The following is a 19,409-nucleotide window of genomic DNA, read 5'->3' as shown; positions in this document are numbered from 1 at the left end:
ATAACCAAGGATAGGTAACCAAAGAGAGGGACCGGAGATGCAGCGGGCCAAGGAGCTCAACGCGTTGCTCGACGCCTTCATGAAGGTCGCCCGACCGTTCGTGAGCGACACCAGCAGCCTGTTCTCGCAGGCGCGCATCCCGTACGCGCAGGCCGGCCTCCTGCTCCATCTCTTCGAGATCGGCGCCCCGCGGCGGGTCTCCGAGCTGGCCCACAGCTACGGCATCTCCTCCCGGGCGATCACACCGCTCATCGACGGGCTGGAGCAGCGCGAGCTCGTCCAGCGCTCCCCCGACTCCCGCGACCGCCGGGCCGTACTGATCGACCTGACCGATGAAGGCCAGGCATTCCTCGCCCGGGTGGAAGAGAGCGTGTACTGCCGGGGCGAGCGCGCCTTCGGGCAGCTCGACCGGGACGAGATCCGCACACTTCTCCAGTTGATGCGCAAGGTGGCGGACGCCACCGCGCAGGACTCGTACAAGAAAGAGGCCTGATGTGACATCCGAGCAGACGGAGCAAGCAGCAGCCGGCGGTGTCCGCGCGAGGGACCGCAAGTGGTGGGGCCTCGCGGTCGTGGCCCTGGCCCAGTTGATGGTGATGCTGGACACCACCATCATCAACATCGCCCTGCCCTCCCTCCAGGGCGACTTGGGCATCTCCGACACCAACAGACACTGGGTCATCACCGGCTACACCCTGGCGTTCGGCGGCGCCCTCCTGCTCGGCGGACGCTTCGCCGACCGTCTGGGCCGCACGCGCACCTTCAAGGTCGGCCTGGCGGGCTTCGCGCTCGCCTCGCTCGGCGGCGCCCTGGCGCAGAACACCACGGAGATCCTGGCGGCGCGGGTGGTGCAGGGCCTGTTCGCGGCGGTGCTGGCGCCGTCCACCCTGTCCATCCTCACCACGATGTTCACCAAGCCGGCCGAACGCGCCAAAGCCTTTGGCCTGTTCAGCGGAGTGATGGGAGCGGGCACCGGTCTCGGCATGCTGGTCGGCGGCGTCCTCACCGACTTCCTGGACTGGCGCTGGTGCCTGGCGATCAACATCCCCATGGCGGTCGTGGCTCTGCTCGGCTCCTTCGTGGCGCTGCCCGGGATGCCCGGACACCGGGAGGGCGGCCTCGACCTGCTCGGCGCGCTGCTGGAGTCGGCCGGCCTGGTCGCCCTGGTCTACGGGCTGAACGAGGTGGCGGACCATGGCTGGGGATCGCAACGGGTACTTGCCTTGCTGGGCCTGGCCGCCGTCCTGCTCGCCGCCTTCGTGCTCGTCGAGTCGAAGTCCCGTCACCCCCTTCTGCCACTGCGGGTGCTGGCCAACCGCAACCGGGTCGGCGCGTTCATCGCCACGGGTATGACGCAGTTCGCACTGCTGGGCATGTCGATCTTCATCAGCTACCAGTTCCAGACAGTGATGGGCTACTCGCCCCTCAAGTCGGGCGTCGCGTTCCTGCCGCTGGTGGCGGCGACGCTGGTCTCGGCCACCCAGATATCCGCCCGGCTGATGATCAAGGTGCCCACCGGCCGACTGGTGGTCGGCGGGCTGCTCTCCACGTCGGCCGGCGTGCTGCTCCTCACCCAACTCCGACCCGACAGCCCGTACGCGACGAACCTGCTGCCGGCCTCCATCCTGATGGGCTTCGGTATCGGGCTGATCATGTCTCCCACGACCAACATCTCCGTGACCGACGTCGCTACGCAGGACACGGGCATCGTGTCGGCGTTCCGCACCACGTCGCAGCAGATCGGCGGTTCACTCGGCATCGCGCTCGGCTCCAGCATCGCGGCCAACGCGATGACCGACTACATCGCTGGCCACCGCGGTGACGTCCCGGCCGCGCAACTCGCCCGGGACGCCTACGTCAACGGCGCCAACCACGCCGCCCTGGGGCTGGGCCTCGTCCTCCTCGCGACGGCGGTCGTGGCGGGGCTGCTGATCAACGTACGCCCGCAGCGCTCGGGCGAGGTCCCGGTCGAGCAGCCGACCACGGTGACCTCCGACCTGTGACACCGGCGGCAGCCGACGGGCACCGCCCTGTCGCCACCGCCGCCGGATCCGAGCCGCTGTCCGGTAATCCCCCCGGCCGGACAGCACAAGGTCCTGCACTCCCGGGCCGGGAGTGCAGGACCTTCCTCTTCTGGACGAACCGTCGCGTCGCCGAACCGCCGGCCTGGCCGGCTGATGCCGGCCCTGCGACAGCTTCCAACGTGCACCGCGAGCGGCTGGCCCCCGGCGCCGATGCCAAGCTCCACAACCCGGTCCGGCGGCGCGGGAGGGATGGCCTGCTGCTGCGCGGCCACCTGCTCGGCAATGACGATCTGCCGCCGGACCCGATCGAGGGTGAGCTGCAGCCACGTCTCCAAGGTACGAAGGCGGACCACATCAGGCGGCAAAGCGTTCACAGGTTCGTGTCCATTCGTGTCCATGGCTCGCGGGACGTCCAGACCAATTCAGCGCCACCATGGTCGGGGAGCCGAAGGCCAACGCTGATCTCCGGCCCCCGCGACGACCTCGCACGGGTTTCCCGCTCCCCGACCCGATCAGGAGGGAAACCGGGAAACCCATGGGAAATCGATCATGCAAACCTCTGCGACACACTGCGCGAAGAGGCAGGGAACTATCCGAACGCGCATGCTGCGTTGCAGGGCAGGCGATGGCCACCCCTCTGACCTGCCGCATCCCAGTTCAGCGGCTTCTCCTGCGGAATCAACCCCGGTCTTGCGGCATCAACCCCGGTCTGATGACGGCGGCCACCGACCACCACTTCGCCCGGCCCGGCAACCGCTGCTGGCCCGTCCTGCCCGCCGCCGACTTCACCCCCCGGCTGCTGCACCCCGCCGAGCAGCAGGAACTGCTCGACCACGGCTGCGGCATCACCAATGTGGTGCCGCGGGCGACCGCCAGGGCCGATGAGCTCAGTGCGGAGGAGTACCGCGAGGGCGGGCGACTGCTGGCCGAGAAGTTGGCGCGGCTGCGTCCGCGGTGGCTCGCCGTCGCCGGCGTCACGGCCTACCGCGTCGCCTTCGACGACAAGCACGCCCGGGTCGGCCCCCAGGAACGCACCCTGGGCGCCACCCGCCTCCGGGCGCTGCCCAACCCCTGTGGCCTGAACGCCCATTGGGCGGCGACCACCATGGCGGAGGAACACGGGCGGCTGCGCGCCGCGGCCTTCGGCGAGCCCTGACCGGACGGCCACCGGGGCTCCCTCAGGGAATGCGGCCGGCATCCAGGCGGGCGGCCCGCGTGCGGCTACGGTATGCGGGTCCCCGGCGGTGCCGTCCCCTCCCCTATCGCCGCCAGCACCTGGCACGGCTGCTCCGGTCCGCACTGCCCCGCGCCGACCGCGGTCCAGCGGTCCCCGTCCTGCCAGGTGTGGATCCGCGGCACCAGTCCGGCGAGCAGCTCCAGCGGCGGCCGTACCGGCAGGCCCATCGCCGCCCGCTCCAGCGTCTCCGCCAGGTCCGCCACGGCTGGCTCACCCCACCGTAAGGACAGCACCGTGACCAGCGCCGCCAGTTCGGCCGCGCACTCCTCGCGCAGTTCCTCGGCCTCCGCCGGATCCACGTCCCACAACGGCCCGCTCTCCCACAACCGCGCCACATGGAATCCCGGTCCGCTCTCGCCGGCCGCGGTCCGCTCCCGCCGCTCCGGGAACGCCCGGGACCGTAATGCGTCGAGCACGCGCAGCGCGGGGCGCGGCACTTCGGGGGGCCGGCGGGCGTCGGGAGCGTCGGGTCGGGTGGTCCGGGGCGTGACCGGCTTGTCGGGTGTCATGACGTCAGTAAAGCGCGGGGGTCCGACAATTGGCCGCCCGCGCGGTCCGCATCACCGCGGCGGACCGCTCCCCGGGCCGCCGCGGGAGCCGCACGCGACTCGCCGCACACCCGCTGACCGGCTACGATCCGCCAGAACAGGCGAGGCGAGGAGAGGGACGTTGGGTCGGCTCACCGGTGGGGACCCGTCCCTGCTGCGACGGATCAACTCCGCGGTGGTACTGCACGTGCTGCGGGCCGCGGACTCCCCCACGCTCACCGACCTCGTCCAGGTGACCGGCCTGTCCCGGCCGACGGTCGAGGGCGTGATCGAGGGGCTCATCGAGACCGGGCTGGTGGCCGAGGCGGCGGCCGAGGAGGGCGAGACCCGGCGCCAGGGGCGGCCGGCCCGCCGGTTCCGCTTCCGTACCGAGGCCGGGCATCTGCTGGGCATCGAGATCGGCCCCCATCGGGTCGCCGCGCTGCTGTCCGATCTGAGCGGACAGGTGCTGGACTCCGCGCAGCGCCCGGTGGCGGAGACCGCGCCGGCGGACGAGCGGCTGGAGCGGGTGCGTGCCGTGGTGGCCGATCTGCTCCGCCGGACGGGCGTGGCGCGCCGTTCGCTGCGGGCGGTCGGGGTGGCCGGACCGGGGATCGTGGAGGCGGACGGCACGGTCCGGCTGGGCACCGCGCTGCCCGGCTGGACGGGGCTCCCGCTGGGCGAGCGGCTGCGGCGGTCGTTCCGCTGCCCGGTGCTGGTGGAGAACGACGCCAACGCGGCGGCGGTGGCCGAGCACTGGCAGGGCGCGGCGACCGGTTCGGACGACGTCGTCTTCGTGCTGGCGGGGCTGAGCCCGGGGGCCGGTTCGCTGATCGGCGGGCGGCTGCACCGCGGCTTCGGCGGGGCGGCCGGGGAGATCGGCGCGCTGCACCTGCTGGGCCGCGAGGCGACGCCGGAGAAGCTGCTGTCGACGACCGGGGAGCCGCTGCACCCGCTGGACGAGGCGCAGGTGGCGGCGGTGTTCGCGGCGGCCCGGGACGGCGACGCGCAGGCGCGGGAGGCGGTGGATCGGTTCATCCGGCGGCTGGTGCACGACGTGGCCGCGCTGGTGCTGGCACTCGATCCGGAGCTGGTGGTGATCGGCGGCTGGGCGGCCGGGCTGGCGGGCGTCCTTACGCCGCTGCGCCGGGAGTTGGCGCGCTACTGCCTGCGTCCGCCGGAGGTCGTGCTGTCCCGGCTGGGTGAGGCGGCCATCGCCACCGGGGCGCTGCGGCTGGCGCTGGACCACGTCGAGGGCGAACTCTTCGCGGTGGAGGGAACGGTGACGGGCCGCCGGTGAGGCGCGGGCGCGCGCGGCGCGGGCCCGCGCCGGAGGTTCGTACGGTGCGGGCTCGCGCGGTGCGGTCAGCCCGCGAGCAGCGGCTCCGTCTCGCTCTCCCCGAAGGTCAGCCGGCAGGTGTCGGCCCGGTACGTGGAGACCGCGACGGCGGCCGTACGGCCGGCGGAGACATAGCGGGTGGTGACGACGAGGACCGGCGCGCCCGGCAGCCGGTCCAGCAGCCGGGCATCCTCCGCACGGGCCGAGCCGAGCTCGACGGTGCGGTCGTGCCCGTCCAGCTCCAGTGTCTGAAGCTCCGCCAGCACCGCACCGGCGCGCGCCGGGCCGGTGGTCAACTCGGCGAAGCCGGGGAGCACTTCGGACGGCACGTAGAGCAGCTCGGCGGCGACCGGCCGGCCGACCGAGACACGGTTGCGGCGGACCACGTGGACCGGGGCGCCGGGGGCCGTCTCCAGGAGGCGGGCCACCGCGGCGGGCACCGTGTCGGTCTCGACGGCGTCGACCGGCTGCCAGTCGTCACCGGCGGCGCCGGGCCAGGTGTGGCGGGCGGGGTCGACGGCCACGCCGACGCGCGGGGGCGCGACGGTGGTACCCACTCCGCGGCGGCGCTGCAGTCTGCCTTCCAGCTCCAGCTGTTCGAGCGCCTGGCGGAGGGTGGCCCGTGCGACGCCGAACCGCGCGGCCAGGTCCCGCTCGTTGGGAAGGATCTCGCCGACCGAGAACTCCGAGTCCAGCGCCTCGCTGAGCACGGTCTTGAGATGCCAGTACTTGGGCTCCGGAGCCGTTTCGAGCTGCGTGGTCCCCACCCCCATGGACGCGGGCCCGCGTGCGGGCCGGATTTCGAGCGCTTCTTTATTAAAGGTTGTTGCAGTATCCCGACGATATGACCGCCCTTACCCTTGGTCAAGACCAATCCACCATCCGTTTCCGCGCGGCCACCCGGCCTTCCCCCCGCACCGCCGCGGGAACAGCGCGGGCCGTATGGTCAGCGGCATGCTCACGCTCCTGCACACCTCGCCCGTCCACGTCCCGGTTTTCGACGGGCTGCGCGACCAGGACGCCGCCGGCCTTCCGCTGCGACATCTCGTACGGCCCGAACTCCTCGCGATGGCACGGGAGTCGGGGCCCGACGCGGTGGCGGAGGAGGTCGCCGGGGCGCTTGCCGGGGCGGCGGGCGACGGGGCGGCGGCGGTGCTGTGCACCTGCTCGACGATCGGTGCGGTCGCCGAGGCGGCCGGAGCCGCGCTGGACCTGCCGGTCCTGCGGGTGGACCGGCCAATGGCCGCGGCGGCCGTCGCCGCCGGCACCCGCATCACGGTCCTGGCCACCGTGGAGAGCACACTCGCGCCCACGGCGGAGCTGCTCGCTGCCGAGGCCGACCGGGCCGGGCGCACGGTGCGGGTACGGGCGGAGCTCGTACCGGGCGCCTGGGACCGGTACGAGGCAGGGGACACGGAGGGCTGTGTGGCGGCGGTCGCCGCCGCGGCGCGCCGGGTGCGGGACGCCGGAGACACCGACGCGATCGTCCTGGCACAGGTGTCGATCGCGGCCGTGGCGGACCGGCTGGCGGCGGACGCGGCGGACGGCGGCGGGCCCGTGGTGCTGTCGAGCCCGCGGCACGGTCTGCGGGCCGCCGCCCGACTCACCGGTGGCGCCGCGTACGTCCAAGGCGCGTCCGACGGGTCGGTGACGACCTGGGCCGCGGATCGTTCCGGGCCGTGTGGGGCGAGGCGAGCCACCGGATCGGGAGTGGGCTTGTCCTGAGCCGTACTCGCCGGAGGGCACGGGGCGGGGCGGGCGGCGCCGGCCGGGGCAGGGCGGGGCCGCGGGCTGATGGTGGCGGCGCCCCACCCTTCACCCGTTCGGGCGTATCCGGTCGGGCAGGCGCGCACGGTCACGTTGCTCAGGCCAGGCCCGGATTCCCCGGAGGTCGTGGCACGTCCGTCGGGTGGCTCGGAAGGCGAGCGGGGGGCGAAGGCAGTCAGCATTGCCCCGGAGACGGCGGGTCCGGCGTCCGCTGCACGGGGCGCCCGGCCCACCGGCCGGCTCTTCATCCGGTTCCACGGACACGTGGAGGACACCATGCGAATGAACCGCCCGTGCGGCACAGCCGTCGCGACCATGGCGCTCGCCCTGGCCGGACTCACCGTTCCGGCCACGGCAGCCCCGGTCACCGGATCCGACGCCACCTTCCTCAAGACCATCCACCAGGGCAATCTCGCCGAGATCGCCGCCGCCAAGGACGCCCAGAAGCACTCCAGCAGCAGCTGTGTGAAAAAGGCGGCGGACATGTTCGTGCGCGACCACACCAAGTTCGATGCGCAGGTCGTGAAGCTGGCCCGCAGCAAGGGCGTCACCCTGCCCGCCAAGGCGGCGGCAGCCCAGCAGAAACAGCTCACCTCGCTGAAGTCCCTGCACGGTAAGCGGGACTACAACCGGGTGTGGCTGCGGGACCAGGACACCAGCCACCGGCAGGCCCTCGCACTGATCGACAAGGAAACCTCCTCCGGCAAGGACACCAAGGTCCGCGCGCTCGCCCGGACCGCCCGGCCCACCGTGGCAAAGCACCTCCAGGCGGTCACCGGCGGAACCTGCCACACCGTCAAGGGAGAGGGCACCTGAGCCCGACCGCCGACACCGGAGACGTCAGCCGGAGGGCGGCGGCAGCAGCCCCTGCCGCCGCTCTGCGGCCAGGCCGGCGGGGACCGGGGCCTGCCCGGTGGGTCAGACCGTCAGCAACGCCAGCTTGTCCGGGTTGCGGATGATGTAGATGGTCTGGATCTTGCCGTCCTGGACGCCGAGTTGGAGAAGGGTGTCGACGGTGCCGCCGTAGTGGATCAACAGCGCCAGGCCGCCGTTGAGTTCGCGGAAGGCGAGCCCCGGGCCGGGCGGCAGGCCGCCGGCGACTCCGAGCAGGAACCGCGCGACCTTGTCGGGGGACTCGATGATCCGCAGCGGGGCCTTGGCCTTGCCACCGCTGTCGCCGACCAGTCGCGCGTCCGCCGCGAGCAGGCTCAGCAGCCCGTCCAGGTCGTCCCCGGCCGCGGCGGCCAGGAAGCGCTCGGTCAGCTCGCGCTGCCGGTCCGGGTCGACCTCGAACCGCGGGGTGCCGTCCGCCACGTGCCGCCGGGCCCGGCCGGCCAGTTGGCGCACCGCCGCCTCGCTGCGCTCCAGGGTGGTGGCGATCTCCGCGTACGGGTAGCCGAACGCCTCCCGGAGGACGAAGACGGCGCGCTCCAGGGGGGAGAGCGACTCCATGACGACGAGGACGGCGAACGTGACGGACTCGGCGAAGACGGCGCGCTCGGCGGTGTCGGGCGCGGTGCCGCCGGACACCAGGACGTCGGTGGCGAGCGGTTCGGGAAGCCAGGGGCCCACGTAGGACTCGCGGCGGGAGCTGACCTGCCGGAGGCGGTCGACGGCCAGGCGGGTGGTGATCCGTACGAGATAGGCGCGCGGTTCGCGCACCGCGGACCGGTCGGCGCCCGACCAGCGCAGCCAGGCGTCCTGCACCACGTCCTCGGCGTCGGCGACCCGGCCGAGCATGCGGTAGGCCACTCCGTACAGCAACGGGCGGTGGGCTTCGAAGACTTCGGTGGCGTCGGTCGCGGGATCGGTCAGCACCCACCCATATCAGCGGGCCGCCACCGTATTGTCCAGCCGGAACCGTGATCGCCCGCCGCTGCCGGGGCCGGCCGGCCGTTCCGGAATCGCCTGTTCCGGAACCGCTGCTGGCGGGTCGGCGTGGTCGAGCCAGAGCACAGCCGAGCCCCGCCCGCACGCCACCGGGCAGCTCCGTCCCGCGAGAGCCGTGCTGGTCAGTGTCCTCTGACACGACGAGTAGCGGGAGTTCACGCGCGGTCGCCCGATCCAGCCGCCCGGCGACTGACAGCGCCAGGGGTCTACAGGTCGTCCACCTCGGCAACCTGTGGGGTGGCGCGGTTCCACTGCTGGCTAATGGCTTCCAGCACATCGAGTCGGTGGTCAATGGCGTGCGCCATTGCCTGCGCATCTTCCACGCCCACCTGCCCAAGTCGGAACGAGTACTCGTGATCACAGTTTTCGCACGGCGCCAAAAGCTCGATGTCCGGGAGGTCAACACCGAGCCGACGTAGTGCGTTGACCAGCGCCACACCCGTTGCTGTCGCCTGTTCGCGAGGCTCGTCGCTGAAAAAGGATTCGTCTACGTGGTCAAGTTCCCGGGGCACGGGACCCGCCTTCCTCGCAACACATGCAATCGGGGAGGACGCACGGTGGGCGCTCGAACCCGCCTGGGAGGTGGACAACGCCTGACTTCACGTCCAGCGCTCCCCCGTAGGGTGTCCACCATCCTTCGGGGCTGCTCTCGTACGGGGTGCCCGCGAAGGGGTTCACTACGGCCGGAGAGTCCGTCACTTGTCCTCCGTCTCCACTGGCACGTCGTCGTGCTGGGGGTGCCGCCGCAGTAGTACCCGACAGTCGATGGCCTTTGTTGCGTCGCCGCTGCGTTCAGCTTGCGCAAGTTCCCGGCGCAGCTCGGAGCACCTGTCGCAGCTCACCGACCCCACCCCCAGCGCCGGTTCTCCTTTTGGACCAGGTGCTGCCGGTCGGCCACCTCTTCCGGCGCCGGTCGATCCGCAGGCGCTTCGGGGGGAGTGCGCTCACACGTCACGGTCGTCTGCTCCTCTCTGTAGCGCTTCCACTACTGGGGAGGTTCAGCGTGGACCGCACCTGGGAAGCATTCAACTTGTTGGAAGCGAACGAAAGGTCGGTGAACACCCCTTGAATCGAAAGGAGTTGAACCCGGACGCCTCACCTCAAGCGGCTTACGGGGCGCGCCTGCGCGGCCTACGGGAAGCACGCGGCTGGACCCAGGACGACCTTGCCGACCGCACGGAATATTCCAGCGTGCATATTTCGGCGGTTGAAACCGGCCGGAAGCCTCCGACTCTTCGGTTCTCGCGTAGCACAGACGTGGCGCTCGGCCTTGTGGGCACGGCAGACGCGTTCGAGCGCGAGTACCGCGAGATCAAGCACGGTGGGTTGCTGGAAGGGTTCCCGGAGTACGTCAAGTACGAAGGCCGGGCAGTGGAGATCCGGCTTTACAACATCGGGATCATCCCCGGCTTGTTGCAGACACCGGAGTACGCACGCGTACTGGCTGACAGCGCCGTGCGACGGGGCGCCATCACACCCGAACAGGCGGATGAACGTGTCGCGTTCCTGGCAGAGCGGCAGGCGGCGCTGGTCCGACCCCGCCCACCCATGGTGTTTGTGACCATGGATGAAAGCTGTATCCGTCGGCCCGTTGGCGGGGCCAAGGTGATGGACGCCCAGCTGGCGCACCTGATCCAGTTCGCCGGGTTGCCGAACACGCTGTTACAGGTGGCACCGTACGAGATGGGCGAGCGTCGCACCTTTGACTTGCCGGTCAACTTGCTGACACTGCCCGACCGGTCCGTGATCTGCTACGCCGAATCCCAGGCGCAGGGAAACCTGGACCGAGACAGCACCTCCGTGGTGCCCGTGCTGACGGCTTACCATCAGCTACAGGCCGAAGCTATGTCCCAGGCGGCATCCGTGGCCATGATCGAGCAGGTACGAAAGGGCACCCCGTGACGACCGAATCCCCCCGCTGGTTCAAATCTTCCTACAGCAACAACGGCGGCGACTGCATAGAGGTCGCCACCCACCTCGTCATCACGCGCGGCGTGGTCCCAGTCCGTGACAGCAAGAACCCTGACGGTCCGCAACTGAGCTTGACCCCCCAGGCGTTTGCCGGCCTTGTCGACTTCGCCAAATCCCAGGACTGACCATCGTTTCAGCCAGAGCCCCGACCTGCTGCCGGCGGGCCGGGGCTCTGCGCATCCGCCTGCGCAGCTGCGCCGGAGGTCCTGAGGGGACCGGCGGCGCCCGTCGGGTCACCGGTCGGCGGAGTTGCTCCAGTCCCGCTCGCAGAGCACCAGCCGGTAGCCGTCCGGGTCCTGGACGGTCGTGCCCCACTCGTCCCAGTAGGAGTTGTGCGCGGGCACCCGCTTGCCGCCGCAGTGTTCGAGGCGGGCGACCAGGTCGTCCGGCACCGGTTCGCCGAGGTAGACGACCAGCAAGTCGTCGGGCGTGGGGGCCGGTTCGAGCATGCCGGAGGGGTCGAGGGTCAGCTCCAGGTGCCAGCAGGCGTCCGGCCAGCCGAGCATCAGGAGGGAGTGCTCGCCCGCCCCGGAGGTGTGGCGGAACAGCTCGGTCAGGCCCAGGCCGGTGCGCCAGAAGCGGTCGGCGGCCGTCAGGTCGCGGGACGGGCGGGCGATCCGGATATGGGCGGAACCGTTGGCCGGCATACGGTGTCACCTTCCGTGGGGCCGCCGTGCGGCGGCGCGTAAGAGGACCGTAGGCGCTCCGGCGACCTCCTGGCGATCGGTCGCCGGTCTTGCGACCCTGGTCCCGGTCCGGGGCCAGGGGGCGGTTGTTCACCGGGAGTTCGGCCGCCCGGCACCGGATGGCGATACGAACGGGGGCGTACCGAGCGCGAACGACACCATGGAGGCGGGAAGATGGCGGACCGGTCCGGCGGCGGACTCGGGCGGCGGGCGCTCCTTCAGGGCGCGGCGGCCGGTTCCGCGGTGCCCGCGCCGCCCGCGGTCGCCGGGGCGGCGCCCGCCGCTGCCGCGCCCGCGCAGCTCCGCCGCGATCGGGACTTCTTCCTGTGCAGCGGCGACAGCATTTACGCGGACAACCCGATGCCGGAGCGGGTGACGCTGCCGGGCGGGCGTATCCGGCGGAAATGCCACCGCCGAGGAGAAGTCGAAGGTCACCGAGACGCCGGCGGAATTCCGCGGCGCGTTCGGCTACAACTCCCAGCCGGTGGATGCGAATGCGTACCGGTTCAACGCACAGGTGCCGACGATCACGCAGGGGGACGACCGCGATGTCCACAACAATCGGTACCCGGGGCAACTACTTTCGCGGGCGGCGTTCGGGGACTTCGAGCCGTTCCGGGAGTTCGCCCCCCGTGGCGCTGCACACGGGCGGGTTCCCGGCAGGGGAATGGGATGGAACGTTCGGGGCCGAGCAGGCGTTCATCAAAGCGCCGGAGCGTGCGAACACCTCTCCCGTGGAGAGCCCGCAGTACTTCGGCACTTCGGCGAGATCGGTATCGGCGGAGGAAACGGGGAGTTGACGGTGCGGCTGCGCCGGGAGGGCGGGCGTCAGGAGGGCGGAGAGGTGCTGTTCACGAAAACGCTGCAACCAGGACAGGTAGGGCAGTAGTCATGAATGCGCCGATTGCGTCTTTTACCCATGCGACACAATGTGTTGGCGACCAGGCAACACCTGTCGGCAAGGCTGTCTGCATGACTGAAGCAACCTCCGCCCGTTCCGCCCGGCGCCACCACTGGCGCCAAGACGCCGTCGAGCTGGCCGCCCTGTTCACGGCCGTGACGGTGGCCGATGCCGTGGCCAACACGGTCGCGCACGGCCCGTCCGGCTCGGTGCTGCTGTGCACCGCGGCCGTCGCCCTGCTCGCCACGGCCGGCTTCCACATCTGGTGGTCACGCCGCCGCGAGCACGCGCCACCACCGGCCGATACCGGCGCCACCGCGCCGTCCCCCGCACCGGCACCGGAGGCCGGCGGCCAGGAGACGACGCTGTGGCGGATGCGGACCACGGTCCGGGACGAGCCGGGCAGCCTCGCCGCGCTGTGCACCGCGCTGGCCGAGAGACGGGTGGACATCCTCAGCCTCCAGACCCATCCGCTGTCCGAGGGGACGGTGGACGAGTTCCTGCTGCGGGCGCCGGCCGCTCTGGCGCCCGCGGATCTGACCCGTACGGTGGCCGGCGCCGGCGGTGCGCACAGCTGGCTGGAGCGGGCCGACGCCCACGACCTGGTCGACGCGCCGACCCGGATGCTCAGCCTGGCCACCCGCACGGCCCTCGATTCCGCCGAACTCCCGCTTGCCCTACGTCAGTTGCTCGGCCGCTGCACGATCCGCTCGATGCCCGCCCGGTCGCTGACCGGTCAGCGGCTCGCCGAGGAGGTGCCCGCCGAGGGCGTGCTGGAGGACCACACCATGAAGTTCCGGGATCCCTCCGGGGGTTCGCTCACCATCGAGAGGCCGCAGTTGCCGTTCACACCCACCGAGTTCGCCCGGGTACGCGCGCTGGTAGCGCTCGATGCCCGGCTCGGCCAGCGGGTGCCGCCGCGGCGCGAGGTACTGACGCTGCCCGAGGGCAACGCGATCACGGTCCGCCGCGCCGGCACCGCCGATCTGGCCGCCGCCCGGGAGATGCACGACCGCTGCTCGGCGCAGACCCTCGCACTGCGCTACCACGGCCCGGTCGGCGACGCCGACCGTTATCTGGAGCATCTGCTCAGCCCGCGCTTCGGCCGCACCCTGGCCGTGGAGACCGCGTCCGGCCGGCTGGTGGCGCTGGGCCACCTCCTGTGGGACGGCGACGAGACCGAGGTGGCGCTGCTGGTCGAGGACGCCTGGCAGCAGCGCGGCATCGGCGCCGAACTGCTGCGCCGGCTGGTCGCGATGGCCGCCGAGACCGGCTGCGAGAGCGTCTACGCCATCACCCAGGCGTCCAACACCGGCATGGTGACGGCGATGCGCGGGCTGGGCCTGCCCCTCGACTACCAGATAGAGGAGGGCACCCTGGTGATCACCGCCCGTCCGGCGGGCGTCCCCGCGCACCGGGAGGCCCGCGAGGCGCTCCGCGTCCGGAACGGCTCCCGGCACGGCTGATCCGCGCGACCGACCGGCCGCCGGGGCGCCCCCGCCTACCGCTGGGAGGTGCCCCCAGCGCCCCGGCGGTCCCGTACGTCCGGCCGGATCGGGCGGACCGCGGCAGCGGACGCGACAGGAACGTCCACCGGAATGATGGTGACGCGGCGGCCCCATCCGTACGAGGATGGCCCGCATGTCCAACACCACTACTCCCGCGGGCGGTCCGCTGCCCCGCCAGGTCGCCGACGCCTATGTCGACGCCCTCGTCGACCTGGACCCGATCATCGGCACCTTCCTCGGCGTCGCCGAGAGCTCCGACAAGCTCCCCGACTTCTCCCCCGCGGGCCAGGAAGCGGTGGCACAGCTCGCCCGTACGACGCTGGAGCGGCTCACCGAGGCCGAGGCCCGGCCGGACGCGGACACCCCCGCCGAGAAGATCTGCGCCCGGCTGCTGCGCGAGCGGCTGACCGCGGAGCTCGCGGTCCACGACGCGGGCGAGGGGCTGCGCACGGTCAGCAACCTCAGCTCGCCGCTGCACCACATGCGCGAGGTCTTCACGGTCACCCCCACCGAGACCGACGAAGACTGGGCGGCGATCGCCCGGCGACTGCGCGCCGTTCCGGCCGCGCTGGCAGGCTACCGGGCCTCCCTCGAAGCCGGCCTCCGGCGGGACCTCCCCGCCGGACCGCTCCAGGTCACCACCGTCATCGGCCAGTTGGGCGAGTGGATCGGCACCGACCGCAGCTGGTTCGCCGAGTTCACCGCCCCCGGGCCGGAATCGCTGAGCGCCGAGCTGGCCGCGGCGGCGGAGGTGGCCACCGGCGCCCTGGTGGAGCTGCGCGACTGGTTCCGGGACAGCTACGCCCCGGCCATCGAGGGCGCCCCGGACGTGGTGGGCCGGGAACGGTACGCCCGGCTCGCCCGTTACTACAACGGGGCCGACCTCGACCCGGAGGAGGCGTACGCGTACGGCTGGTCGGAGTTCCACCGGCTGCTGGCCGAGATGGAGGCCGAGGCCGAAAAGGTCCTGCCCGGCGCCAAGACGCCCTGGGAGGCGCTGTCCTGGCTCGATGAGCACGGCGAGGCGATCGAGGGCGTCGAGGAGACCCGGCAGTGGCTCCAGTCGCTGATGGACGAGGCCATCGACGCGCTGGACGGCACCCACTTCGAACTCGCCGAGCGGGTCCGCCGGGTGGAGTCGCGGATCGCCCCGCCGGGCAGCGCCGCCGCCCCGTACTACACCCAGCCGTCGCTGGACTTCTCCCGCCCCGGCCGCACCTGGCTCCCGACGATGGGCGAGACCCGCTTCCCGGCGTACGACCTGGTCTCCACCTGGTACCACGAGGGCGTGCCCGGCCATCACCTCCAGCTGGCGCAGTGGGTGCACGTGGCGGACAAGCTCTCGCGCTACCAGACGACCGTCGGCATCGTCAGCGCCAACGCGGAGGGCTGGGCGCTGTACGCCGAGCGCCTGATGGACGAACTGGGCTTCCTGACCAACGCCGAGCGGCGCCTTGGCTATCTGGACGCGCAGATGATGCGGGCGATCCGCGTCATCATCGACATCGGCATGCACCTGGAGCTGGAGATCCCGGCCGACTCACCCTTCCACCCGGGCGAGCGCTGGACCCCAGAGCTGGCGCACACGTTCCTGGCCGGCCACTGCAGCCGCCCCGCGGACTTCGTCGAGAGCGAGATCGTCCGCTACCAGGGTATGGCGGGCCAGGCGATCGGCTACAAGCTCGGGGAACGCGTCTGGCTCCAGGGCCGTGAGGCCGCCCGCGCCCGCCACGGTGCGGACTTCGACCTCAAGTCCTGGCACATGGCGGCGCTGTCGCAGGGGTCGCTGGGCCTGGACGACCTGCTGAGCGAGCTGTCCGCGCTCTGACCGGACCGTCGCCCGGCACGGCGCGCCGCCCGTCCGCCCCGGCGGCTGCGGCCGTCCGCAGCCGCCCGTGGGGTCCGCTGCCACGGCAGTTGACCCCGCGGCGGACCGGCCGCTCTTCCGCTTCTCCGCCGCCCCTGACTTCTTGTCCGGCGCCCCCGCTCTTCTCCCACGCCCCTCCCGAAGGGTTGATCAGCGCAAGAGGGCAAGAGCCTTGCTGCGCCGGGGAATCCACTGCTAGACAGCGGGGATGACCGGCTATTCCCCCGACGCCACCGACTGGCGCATCCTCGACGTCCTCCAGCAGCACGGCCGCGCGGGCCACGCCGAGCTGGCGCGCGCGGTGAACATGTCCGCGAGCGCGGTCACCGAACGGGTCCGGCGGATGGAGGAGGCCGGGGTGATCTCGGGGTACGCGGCGGTGGTCGACCGGGAGCGGATCGGGCTGCCGGTGCTGGCGTTCGTCCGGCTGCGGTACCCGAGCGGGCACTGCGAGCCGTTCCACGATCTGCTGGAGAGCACACCGGAGATTCTGGAGGCGCATCACGTCACGGGCGACGACCGCTATGTGATCAAGGTCGCCGCCCGGTCGATGCGGCATCTGGAGGAGGTGTCCGGACGCATCGGTGCGCTGGGCGCGGTGACGACGAGCGTGGTCTACTCCTCGCCGCTCGCCCGGCGTCCCGTCAGCCGCTGATCCGGCCCCTCCCCCGGGCACCGGCCCGGGTCAGCGGGGCAGCGGGCCACACGTTCGTCACGAGGGACGCGGGCCTCTGGTACTTGGCGAGGGCGACAGGTTTGGCCCGGTTCTGGGTGATGAGCTTCTCGGTGACGGCCTCCCCAAATGTGGCGGAGAGGTAATCGCGGTATTTCTTCTGTGAGCCGGGGCCCATGTGCTGGGGGGCTTTGCGCGGGCTGTTTTCAAGGCTTGGCGTGCCCTGCTGCCATGCTTGGCGTAGTTCTGTGGGGCGGGGGCTGGGAGCCTGTTTCCAGGTGTGGTAGGCGGCTTCGTATGCGATAGTGGCCGGCTGTGCTGCCTCCCGGTTGGCGGGCTCTGCGCAGTTGAGGGTGTGGTCGGGGGTGTTGGCGGGGAGGCGTCGAGGTCTACCATCCGAAAGACCTCGACATGCTCCACGCTATCCGCGCCGCGCCCTGTCTGACCACGTTCTGCCGTCTCGATGAACTCGGTCTGGAAGCCGTCGGGCGACGCCTTGAGCCGGATCATGCGGTGATCGAATGCCGGCACCCAGCCACGTTCACCGATTAGCCGCCAGCACTGCCGCGAGGCCCTCTTGCAGGTCCTTGACGAAATACTCGGCAATCTCCAGCGACGGGAAATGTCCCCCGATTTCTGGCGACCTCCATCGGACGATCTGTCGGTACCGCTCCTGTGCCCAGGCGCGCGGATACTTCTCGATGTCGCGGGGATACACAGTGATTGCTGACGGGACGTCGACCCGAAGTTCGGGGTCCAGCGAGTTGTGGCTTTCGTAGTAAATGCGGGCCGACGATGCGCCGGTCCGCGTCAGCCAGTACAGGGTGACGTCGTCAAGAACGCGGTCTCGGGAAATCGTCTCGAACGGGCTGTCTACGGTGTCTGACCACTCGGCGAACTTGTCAAGGATCCAGGCAAGAAGCCCGACCGGTGAATCGACGAGCGAGTAACCGATGGTCTGCGGCCGGGTCGCCTGCTGCTTCGCGTACGCCGCACGGTGGCGCCAGAAATCGCGGGTTTCCTCGGTCCACTTGCGCTCGACCGCCGTCAGCCCGTCCGTTGCCAACCCGGGCGGTCCCTCCGCGAACGTTGTGTGGATGCCGAGAACGTGCGCCGGGAACCTGCCGCCGAGAACCGTGGTGATGTTACCTCCCCAGTCGCCGCCGTGGGCGGCGAACTTGCTGTAGCCGAGCCTTCCCATCAGTTCCACCCATGCGGCCGCGATCTTTTCGGTTCCCCACCCGGTGGTGGCCGGCTTGTCGCTGTAACCAAAGCCTGGCAGCGAGGGAACCACGACGTGGAACGCCGGCGTGTCCGCATCTTTCGGATCTGCCAGCTCGTCTACTACATCGATGAACTCCGCAATGCTGCCTGGCCACCCGTGCGTCAAGAGCAGAGGAGTGGCATCTGCGCGCGCGGACCGGCGGTGCAGGAAGTGGATTCCCAGATCATCAATGGTCGTGCGGAACTGGCCGATTCGGTTGAGGCGCTCTTCGAACGACCGCCAGTTGTACCCGGTGCGCCAGTAGTTCACGACATCGACGAGGTCGGCGAGAGGAACGCCCTGTTCCCATCGGCGAGGGTCGGGCGCGGCGCGATAGACCGTCTCGGCCTCCGGTAGCCGCGCCGCGGCTAGTCGCGCGCGCAGATCGTCGAGGTCACCGTCAGTTGCGTGGGCTTCAAATGCTTGCACGTCGCTGGTTGGACGGGGCATGAGACCTCCTGGCCATCGCGGAACCGGCTAAGGCGGTTCTAGCAGTTCTCCGAGCCGCGCTGCAACCCGCTAAGGTGGTTCCATGCGTGCCGGGTTCCCTGACTTCCGCCTCGGTAAGGTGCTAGCGACCAGCTTCACGGCGACTCTGACGGAGCGTCATGGCGACGCCGTGGAGCGCATCCCCACGCCGCACCGACTCATCGACTGGCTGGTAGTGAACGGTCTCGCCGTGGACTCCTGCACCACTGCCCAGCTCGAACTTGCTCGGGAACTGAGGGAGTCGATTCACGCCGCCGCGACAGCGGCCGCGATCCAGGACGCTCTCCCTGCATCTGCCGTCCAAGTCATCAATGACTGCAGCGCTCAGGGCCGGGCCGCGGCTATCCTGACGCCCGAGGGTAAGCGGCGATGGCGGCTCAGCTCGGCTTCCTGCGTGGAAGATGCCCTCAGTGTGATCGCCGCCGACGCGATCAGCGTCATCGCGGGCGAACGAGACGGAAAATTGGCCCTGTGTGCATCACCGACCTGCCAAGCCGCCTTCTTCGACACCAGCCAGAGTCGCACCCGCAAATGGTGCGACATGAACACCTGCGGGAATCGTCAGAAGAAAGCGCGCTTCAATGCCAACCAGCGCAAAAACCCCAGATCAGCGGAGTGATCGTTACCTCGGTACCTCCAAGTGAACCCCACTCCTGCGACCTGCTCCTCCGACGTAGTGGTGGTGCCTCCCATGCGCACGTTCGAGGGCCAGGAAGAGCTCCAAGTCGGCGACGCGATCGTGGAGTTGATCGACCTGAGCGCCGGGCACAGTGCAGCTGGTGTTGCCATACATCGAGGAGGGCCTGGGCCTGTCCTTGATGAGTGGCGTGCTGGCCGGCACCGCCTACCGTCTACCGGCCTGCCGGCGGGGCCGCCCCGCGGCTAGCGCAAATGCCGGGCGAAGAACCCGGCCGCGTCCTCCCCTGCGAACTGCGGGACGCCCGTGTGCCCGCCCATATTGGCGTGCAGCGTCTTCTCCTTGGAGCCGAAGGCGTCGAACAGGTCTAGGGACGCCTGCCGGTCGTTCCCTTCGTCGTCCCACTGCAGCAGGACGTGCAGCGGAATGCTGATCCGGCGGGCCTCCTCGAACATGGCGGCGGGCACGAGACTCCCGGCGAAGAAGCCGGCGGCCACAATGCGCGGCTCGACCACCGCCAACCGGATGCCGATGGAGATCACTCCCCCCGAGTACCCGACCGGGCCGCCGATCTCGGGCAGCGACAGGAGGGCGTCCAGGGCGGCCTGCCATTCCGGGACCGACTTTTC

At 70.9% G+C, this 19,409-nt stretch carries 18 protein-coding genes and 2 pseudogenes; 13 read left to right on the top strand and 7 right to left on the bottom strand.

Features of this window, described 5'->3' with window-relative positions:
• Positions 1–37: 37 nt before the first annotated feature.
• The 3 genes from RZ84_RS35405 (at position 38) to RZ84_RS33720 (ending at position 3,180) form a co-directional block, all read left to right on the top strand.
• On the top strand, positions 38–493 hold the full coding sequence (locus RZ84_RS35405; RefSeq protein WP_052230356.1) for a MarR family winged helix-turn-helix transcriptional regulator: 456 nt from the start codon (positions 38–40) through the stop codon (positions 491–493).
• A gap of 1 nt (position 494) precedes the next feature.
• The gene (locus tag RZ84_RS33725) at positions 495–2,003 is read left to right on the top strand and encodes an MFS transporter (protein ID WP_052230355.1); all 1,509 of its coding nucleotides are present in this window, start codon (positions 495–497) and stop codon (positions 2,001–2,003) included.
• 658 nt (positions 2,004–2,661) lie between these two features.
• Positions 2,662–3,180 carry a mismatch-specific DNA-glycosylase gene (locus RZ84_RS33720; protein ID WP_052230620.1) on the top strand — a complete coding sequence of 173 codons (519 nt, stop codon included), beginning with the start codon at positions 2,662–2,664 and terminating at the stop codon, positions 3,178–3,180.
• Between the two features lie 65 nt (positions 3,181–3,245).
• On the opposite strand, the gene RZ84_RS33715 is transcribed toward RZ84_RS33720, so the two are convergent.
• Positions 3,246–3,770, bottom strand: a complete 525-nt coding sequence (locus RZ84_RS33715) for a hypothetical protein (RefSeq protein ID WP_078894465.1) — start codon at positions 3,768–3,770, stop codon at positions 3,246–3,248.
• 160 nt (positions 3,771–3,930) lie between these two features.
• On the opposite strand from RZ84_RS33715, the gene RZ84_RS33710 reads away from it, so the two are divergent.
• Positions 3,931–5,088 (top strand): ROK family protein, encoded by a 1,158-nt coding sequence (locus tag RZ84_RS33710; protein ID WP_043268373.1) that lies wholly within the window; start codon positions 3,931–3,933, stop codon positions 5,086–5,088.
• Positions 5,089–5,153: 65 nt separating this feature from the next.
• Here the strand turns inward: RZ84_RS33710 and RZ84_RS33705 are convergent, their stop codons facing one another.
• A complete protein-coding gene (locus RZ84_RS33705) occupies positions 5,154–5,894 on the bottom strand; it encodes a GntR family transcriptional regulator (RefSeq protein WP_043268371.1) in 741 nt (246 codons plus the stop codon).
• Between the two features lie 187 nt (positions 5,895–6,081).
• Here RZ84_RS33705 and RZ84_RS33700 point away from each other — a divergent pair, with 187 nt between their 5' ends.
• Both RZ84_RS33700 and RZ84_RS33695 read left to right on the top strand, forming a co-directional pair.
• Positions 6,082–6,852 (top strand): aspartate/glutamate racemase family protein, encoded by a 771-nt coding sequence (locus RZ84_RS33700; RefSeq protein WP_052230619.1) that lies wholly within the window; start codon positions 6,082–6,084, stop codon positions 6,850–6,852.
• A 318-nt stretch (positions 6,853–7,170) separates the two neighbouring features.
• On the top strand, positions 7,171–7,710 hold the full coding sequence (locus RZ84_RS33695; protein WP_157878981.1) for a DUF4142 domain-containing protein: 540 nt from the start codon (positions 7,171–7,173) through the stop codon (positions 7,708–7,710).
• A 102-nt stretch (positions 7,711–7,812) separates the two neighbouring features.
• Here RZ84_RS33695 and sigJ read toward each other — a convergent pair whose 3' ends face one another.
• Both sigJ and RZ84_RS33685 read right to left on the bottom strand, forming a co-directional pair.
• On the bottom strand, positions 7,813–8,712 hold the full coding sequence (gene sigJ, locus RZ84_RS33690) for an RNA polymerase sigma factor SigJ (RefSeq protein ID WP_043268368.1): 900 nt from the start codon (positions 8,710–8,712) through the stop codon (positions 7,813–7,815).
• A gap of 278 nt (positions 8,713–8,990) precedes the next feature.
• Positions 8,991–9,296, bottom strand: coding sequence for a hypothetical protein (locus tag RZ84_RS33685; RefSeq protein WP_043268366.1), 306 nt, complete (start codon positions 9,294–9,296; stop codon positions 8,991–8,993).
• Between the two features lie 553 nt (positions 9,297–9,849).
• On the opposite strand from RZ84_RS33685, the gene RZ84_RS33680 reads away from it, so the two are divergent.
• Both RZ84_RS33680 and RZ84_RS33675 read left to right on the top strand, forming a co-directional pair.
• Positions 9,850–10,686, top strand: a complete 837-nt coding sequence (locus RZ84_RS33680) for a helix-turn-helix domain-containing protein (RefSeq protein WP_043268364.1) — start codon at positions 9,850–9,852, stop codon at positions 10,684–10,686.
• Positions 10,683–10,880 carry a DUF397 domain-containing protein gene (locus RZ84_RS33675; protein ID WP_043268362.1) on the top strand — a complete coding sequence of 66 codons (198 nt, stop codon included), beginning with the start codon at positions 10,683–10,685 and terminating at the stop codon, positions 10,878–10,880. The genes RZ84_RS33680 and RZ84_RS33675 overlap by 4 nt, the downstream gene beginning before the upstream one ends.
• Positions 10,881–10,988: 108 nt before the next feature.
• Here the strand turns inward: RZ84_RS33675 and RZ84_RS33670 are convergent, their stop codons facing one another.
• A complete protein-coding gene (locus RZ84_RS33670; protein WP_043268360.1) occupies positions 10,989–11,402 on the bottom strand; it encodes a VOC family protein in 414 nt (137 codons plus the stop codon).
• A 342-nt stretch (positions 11,403–11,744) separates the two neighbouring features.
• On the opposite strand from RZ84_RS33670, the pseudogene RZ84_RS42160 reads away from it, so the two are divergent.
• The 4 genes and pseudogenes from RZ84_RS42160 to RZ84_RS33655 all read left to right on the top strand — a co-directional run.
• A pseudogene (locus RZ84_RS42160) lies at positions 11,745–12,330 on the top strand (alkaline phosphatase D family protein); the annotation flags it as partial.
• An 83-nt stretch (positions 12,331–12,413) separates the two neighbouring features.
• Positions 12,414–13,808: a GNAT family N-acetyltransferase gene (locus RZ84_RS33665; RefSeq protein WP_043268358.1), complete on the top strand. Its 1,395-nt coding sequence runs from the start codon at positions 12,414–12,416 to the stop codon at positions 13,806–13,808.
• 175 nt (positions 13,809–13,983) lie between these two features.
• Positions 13,984–15,678, top strand: coding sequence for a DUF885 domain-containing protein (locus tag RZ84_RS33660; RefSeq protein ID WP_198540098.1), 1,695 nt, complete (start codon positions 13,984–13,986; stop codon positions 15,676–15,678).
• A gap of 247 nt (positions 15,679–15,925) precedes the next feature.
• Positions 15,926–16,372 carry an Lrp/AsnC family transcriptional regulator gene (locus RZ84_RS33655; protein ID WP_043268353.1) on the top strand — a complete coding sequence of 149 codons (447 nt, stop codon included), beginning with the start codon at positions 15,926–15,928 and terminating at the stop codon, positions 16,370–16,372.
• Between the two features lie 559 nt (positions 16,373–16,931).
• Here the strand turns inward: RZ84_RS33655 and RZ84_RS33645 are convergent.
• Positions 16,932–18,104 carry an epoxide hydrolase family protein gene (locus tag RZ84_RS33645; protein ID WP_043268349.1) on the bottom strand — a complete coding sequence of 391 codons (1,173 nt, stop codon included), beginning with the start codon at positions 18,102–18,104 and terminating at the stop codon, positions 16,932–16,934.
• Positions 18,105–18,186: 82 nt separating this feature from the next.
• Between RZ84_RS33645 and RZ84_RS33640 the strand changes: the two genes are divergently transcribed.
• Positions 18,187–18,762, top strand: coding sequence for a CGNR zinc finger domain-containing protein (locus tag RZ84_RS33640; RefSeq protein WP_043268347.1), 576 nt, complete (start codon positions 18,187–18,189; stop codon positions 18,760–18,762).
• Positions 18,763–19,025: 263 nt separating this feature from the next.
• On the opposite strand, the pseudogene RZ84_RS42155 reads toward RZ84_RS33640, so the two are convergent.
• Positions 19,026–19,409: pseudogene (locus RZ84_RS42155) on the bottom strand (alpha/beta hydrolase); the annotation flags it as partial.

Origin of the sequence: Streptomyces sp. CT34, from assembly GCF_000805335.1 — a bacterium.
GTDB lineage: Bacteria > Actinomycetota > Actinomycetes > Streptomycetales > Streptomycetaceae > Streptomyces.
The sequence above is the reverse complement of the archived record's forward strand: the minus strand, read 5'-3'. Positions and strand labels throughout refer to the sequence as shown.

Excerpts from the sequence above, each read along its gene's own strand:
- RZ84_RS33715 (WP_078894465.1), bottom strand. The coding sequence starts at position 3,770 with ATGACACCCGACAAGCCGGTCACGCCCCGGACCACCCGACCCGACGCT.
- RZ84_RS35405 (WP_052230356.1), top strand. The coding sequence starts at position 38 with ATGCAGCGGGCCAAGGAGCTCAACGCGTTGCTCGACGCCTTCATGAAG.
- RZ84_RS33665 (WP_043268358.1), top strand. The coding sequence starts at position 12,414 with ATGACTGAAGCAACCTCCGCCCGTTCCGCCCGGCGCCACCACTGGCGC.
- RZ84_RS33640 (WP_043268347.1), top strand. The coding sequence starts at position 18,187 with ATGCGTGCCGGGTTCCCTGACTTCCGCCTCGGTAAGGTGCTAGCGACC.
- RZ84_RS33670 (WP_043268360.1), bottom strand. The coding sequence starts at position 11,402 with ATGCCGGCCAACGGTTCCGCCCATATCCGGATCGCCCGCCCGTCCCGC.
- RZ84_RS33655 (WP_043268353.1), top strand. The coding sequence starts at position 15,926 with ATGACCGGCTATTCCCCCGACGCCACCGACTGGCGCATCCTCGACGTC.
- RZ84_RS33700 (WP_052230619.1), top strand. The coding sequence starts at position 6,082 with ATGCTCACGCTCCTGCACACCTCGCCCGTCCACGTCCCGGTTTTCGAC.
- RZ84_RS33660 (WP_198540098.1), top strand. The coding sequence starts at position 13,984 with ATGTCCAACACCACTACTCCCGCGGGCGGTCCGCTGCCCCGCCAGGTC.
- RZ84_RS33645 (WP_043268349.1), bottom strand. The coding sequence starts at position 18,104 with ATGCCCCGTCCAACCAGCGACGTGCAAGCATTTGAAGCCCACGCAACT.
- RZ84_RS33695 (WP_157878981.1), top strand. The coding sequence starts at position 7,171 with ATGCGAATGAACCGCCCGTGCGGCACAGCCGTCGCGACCATGGCGCTC.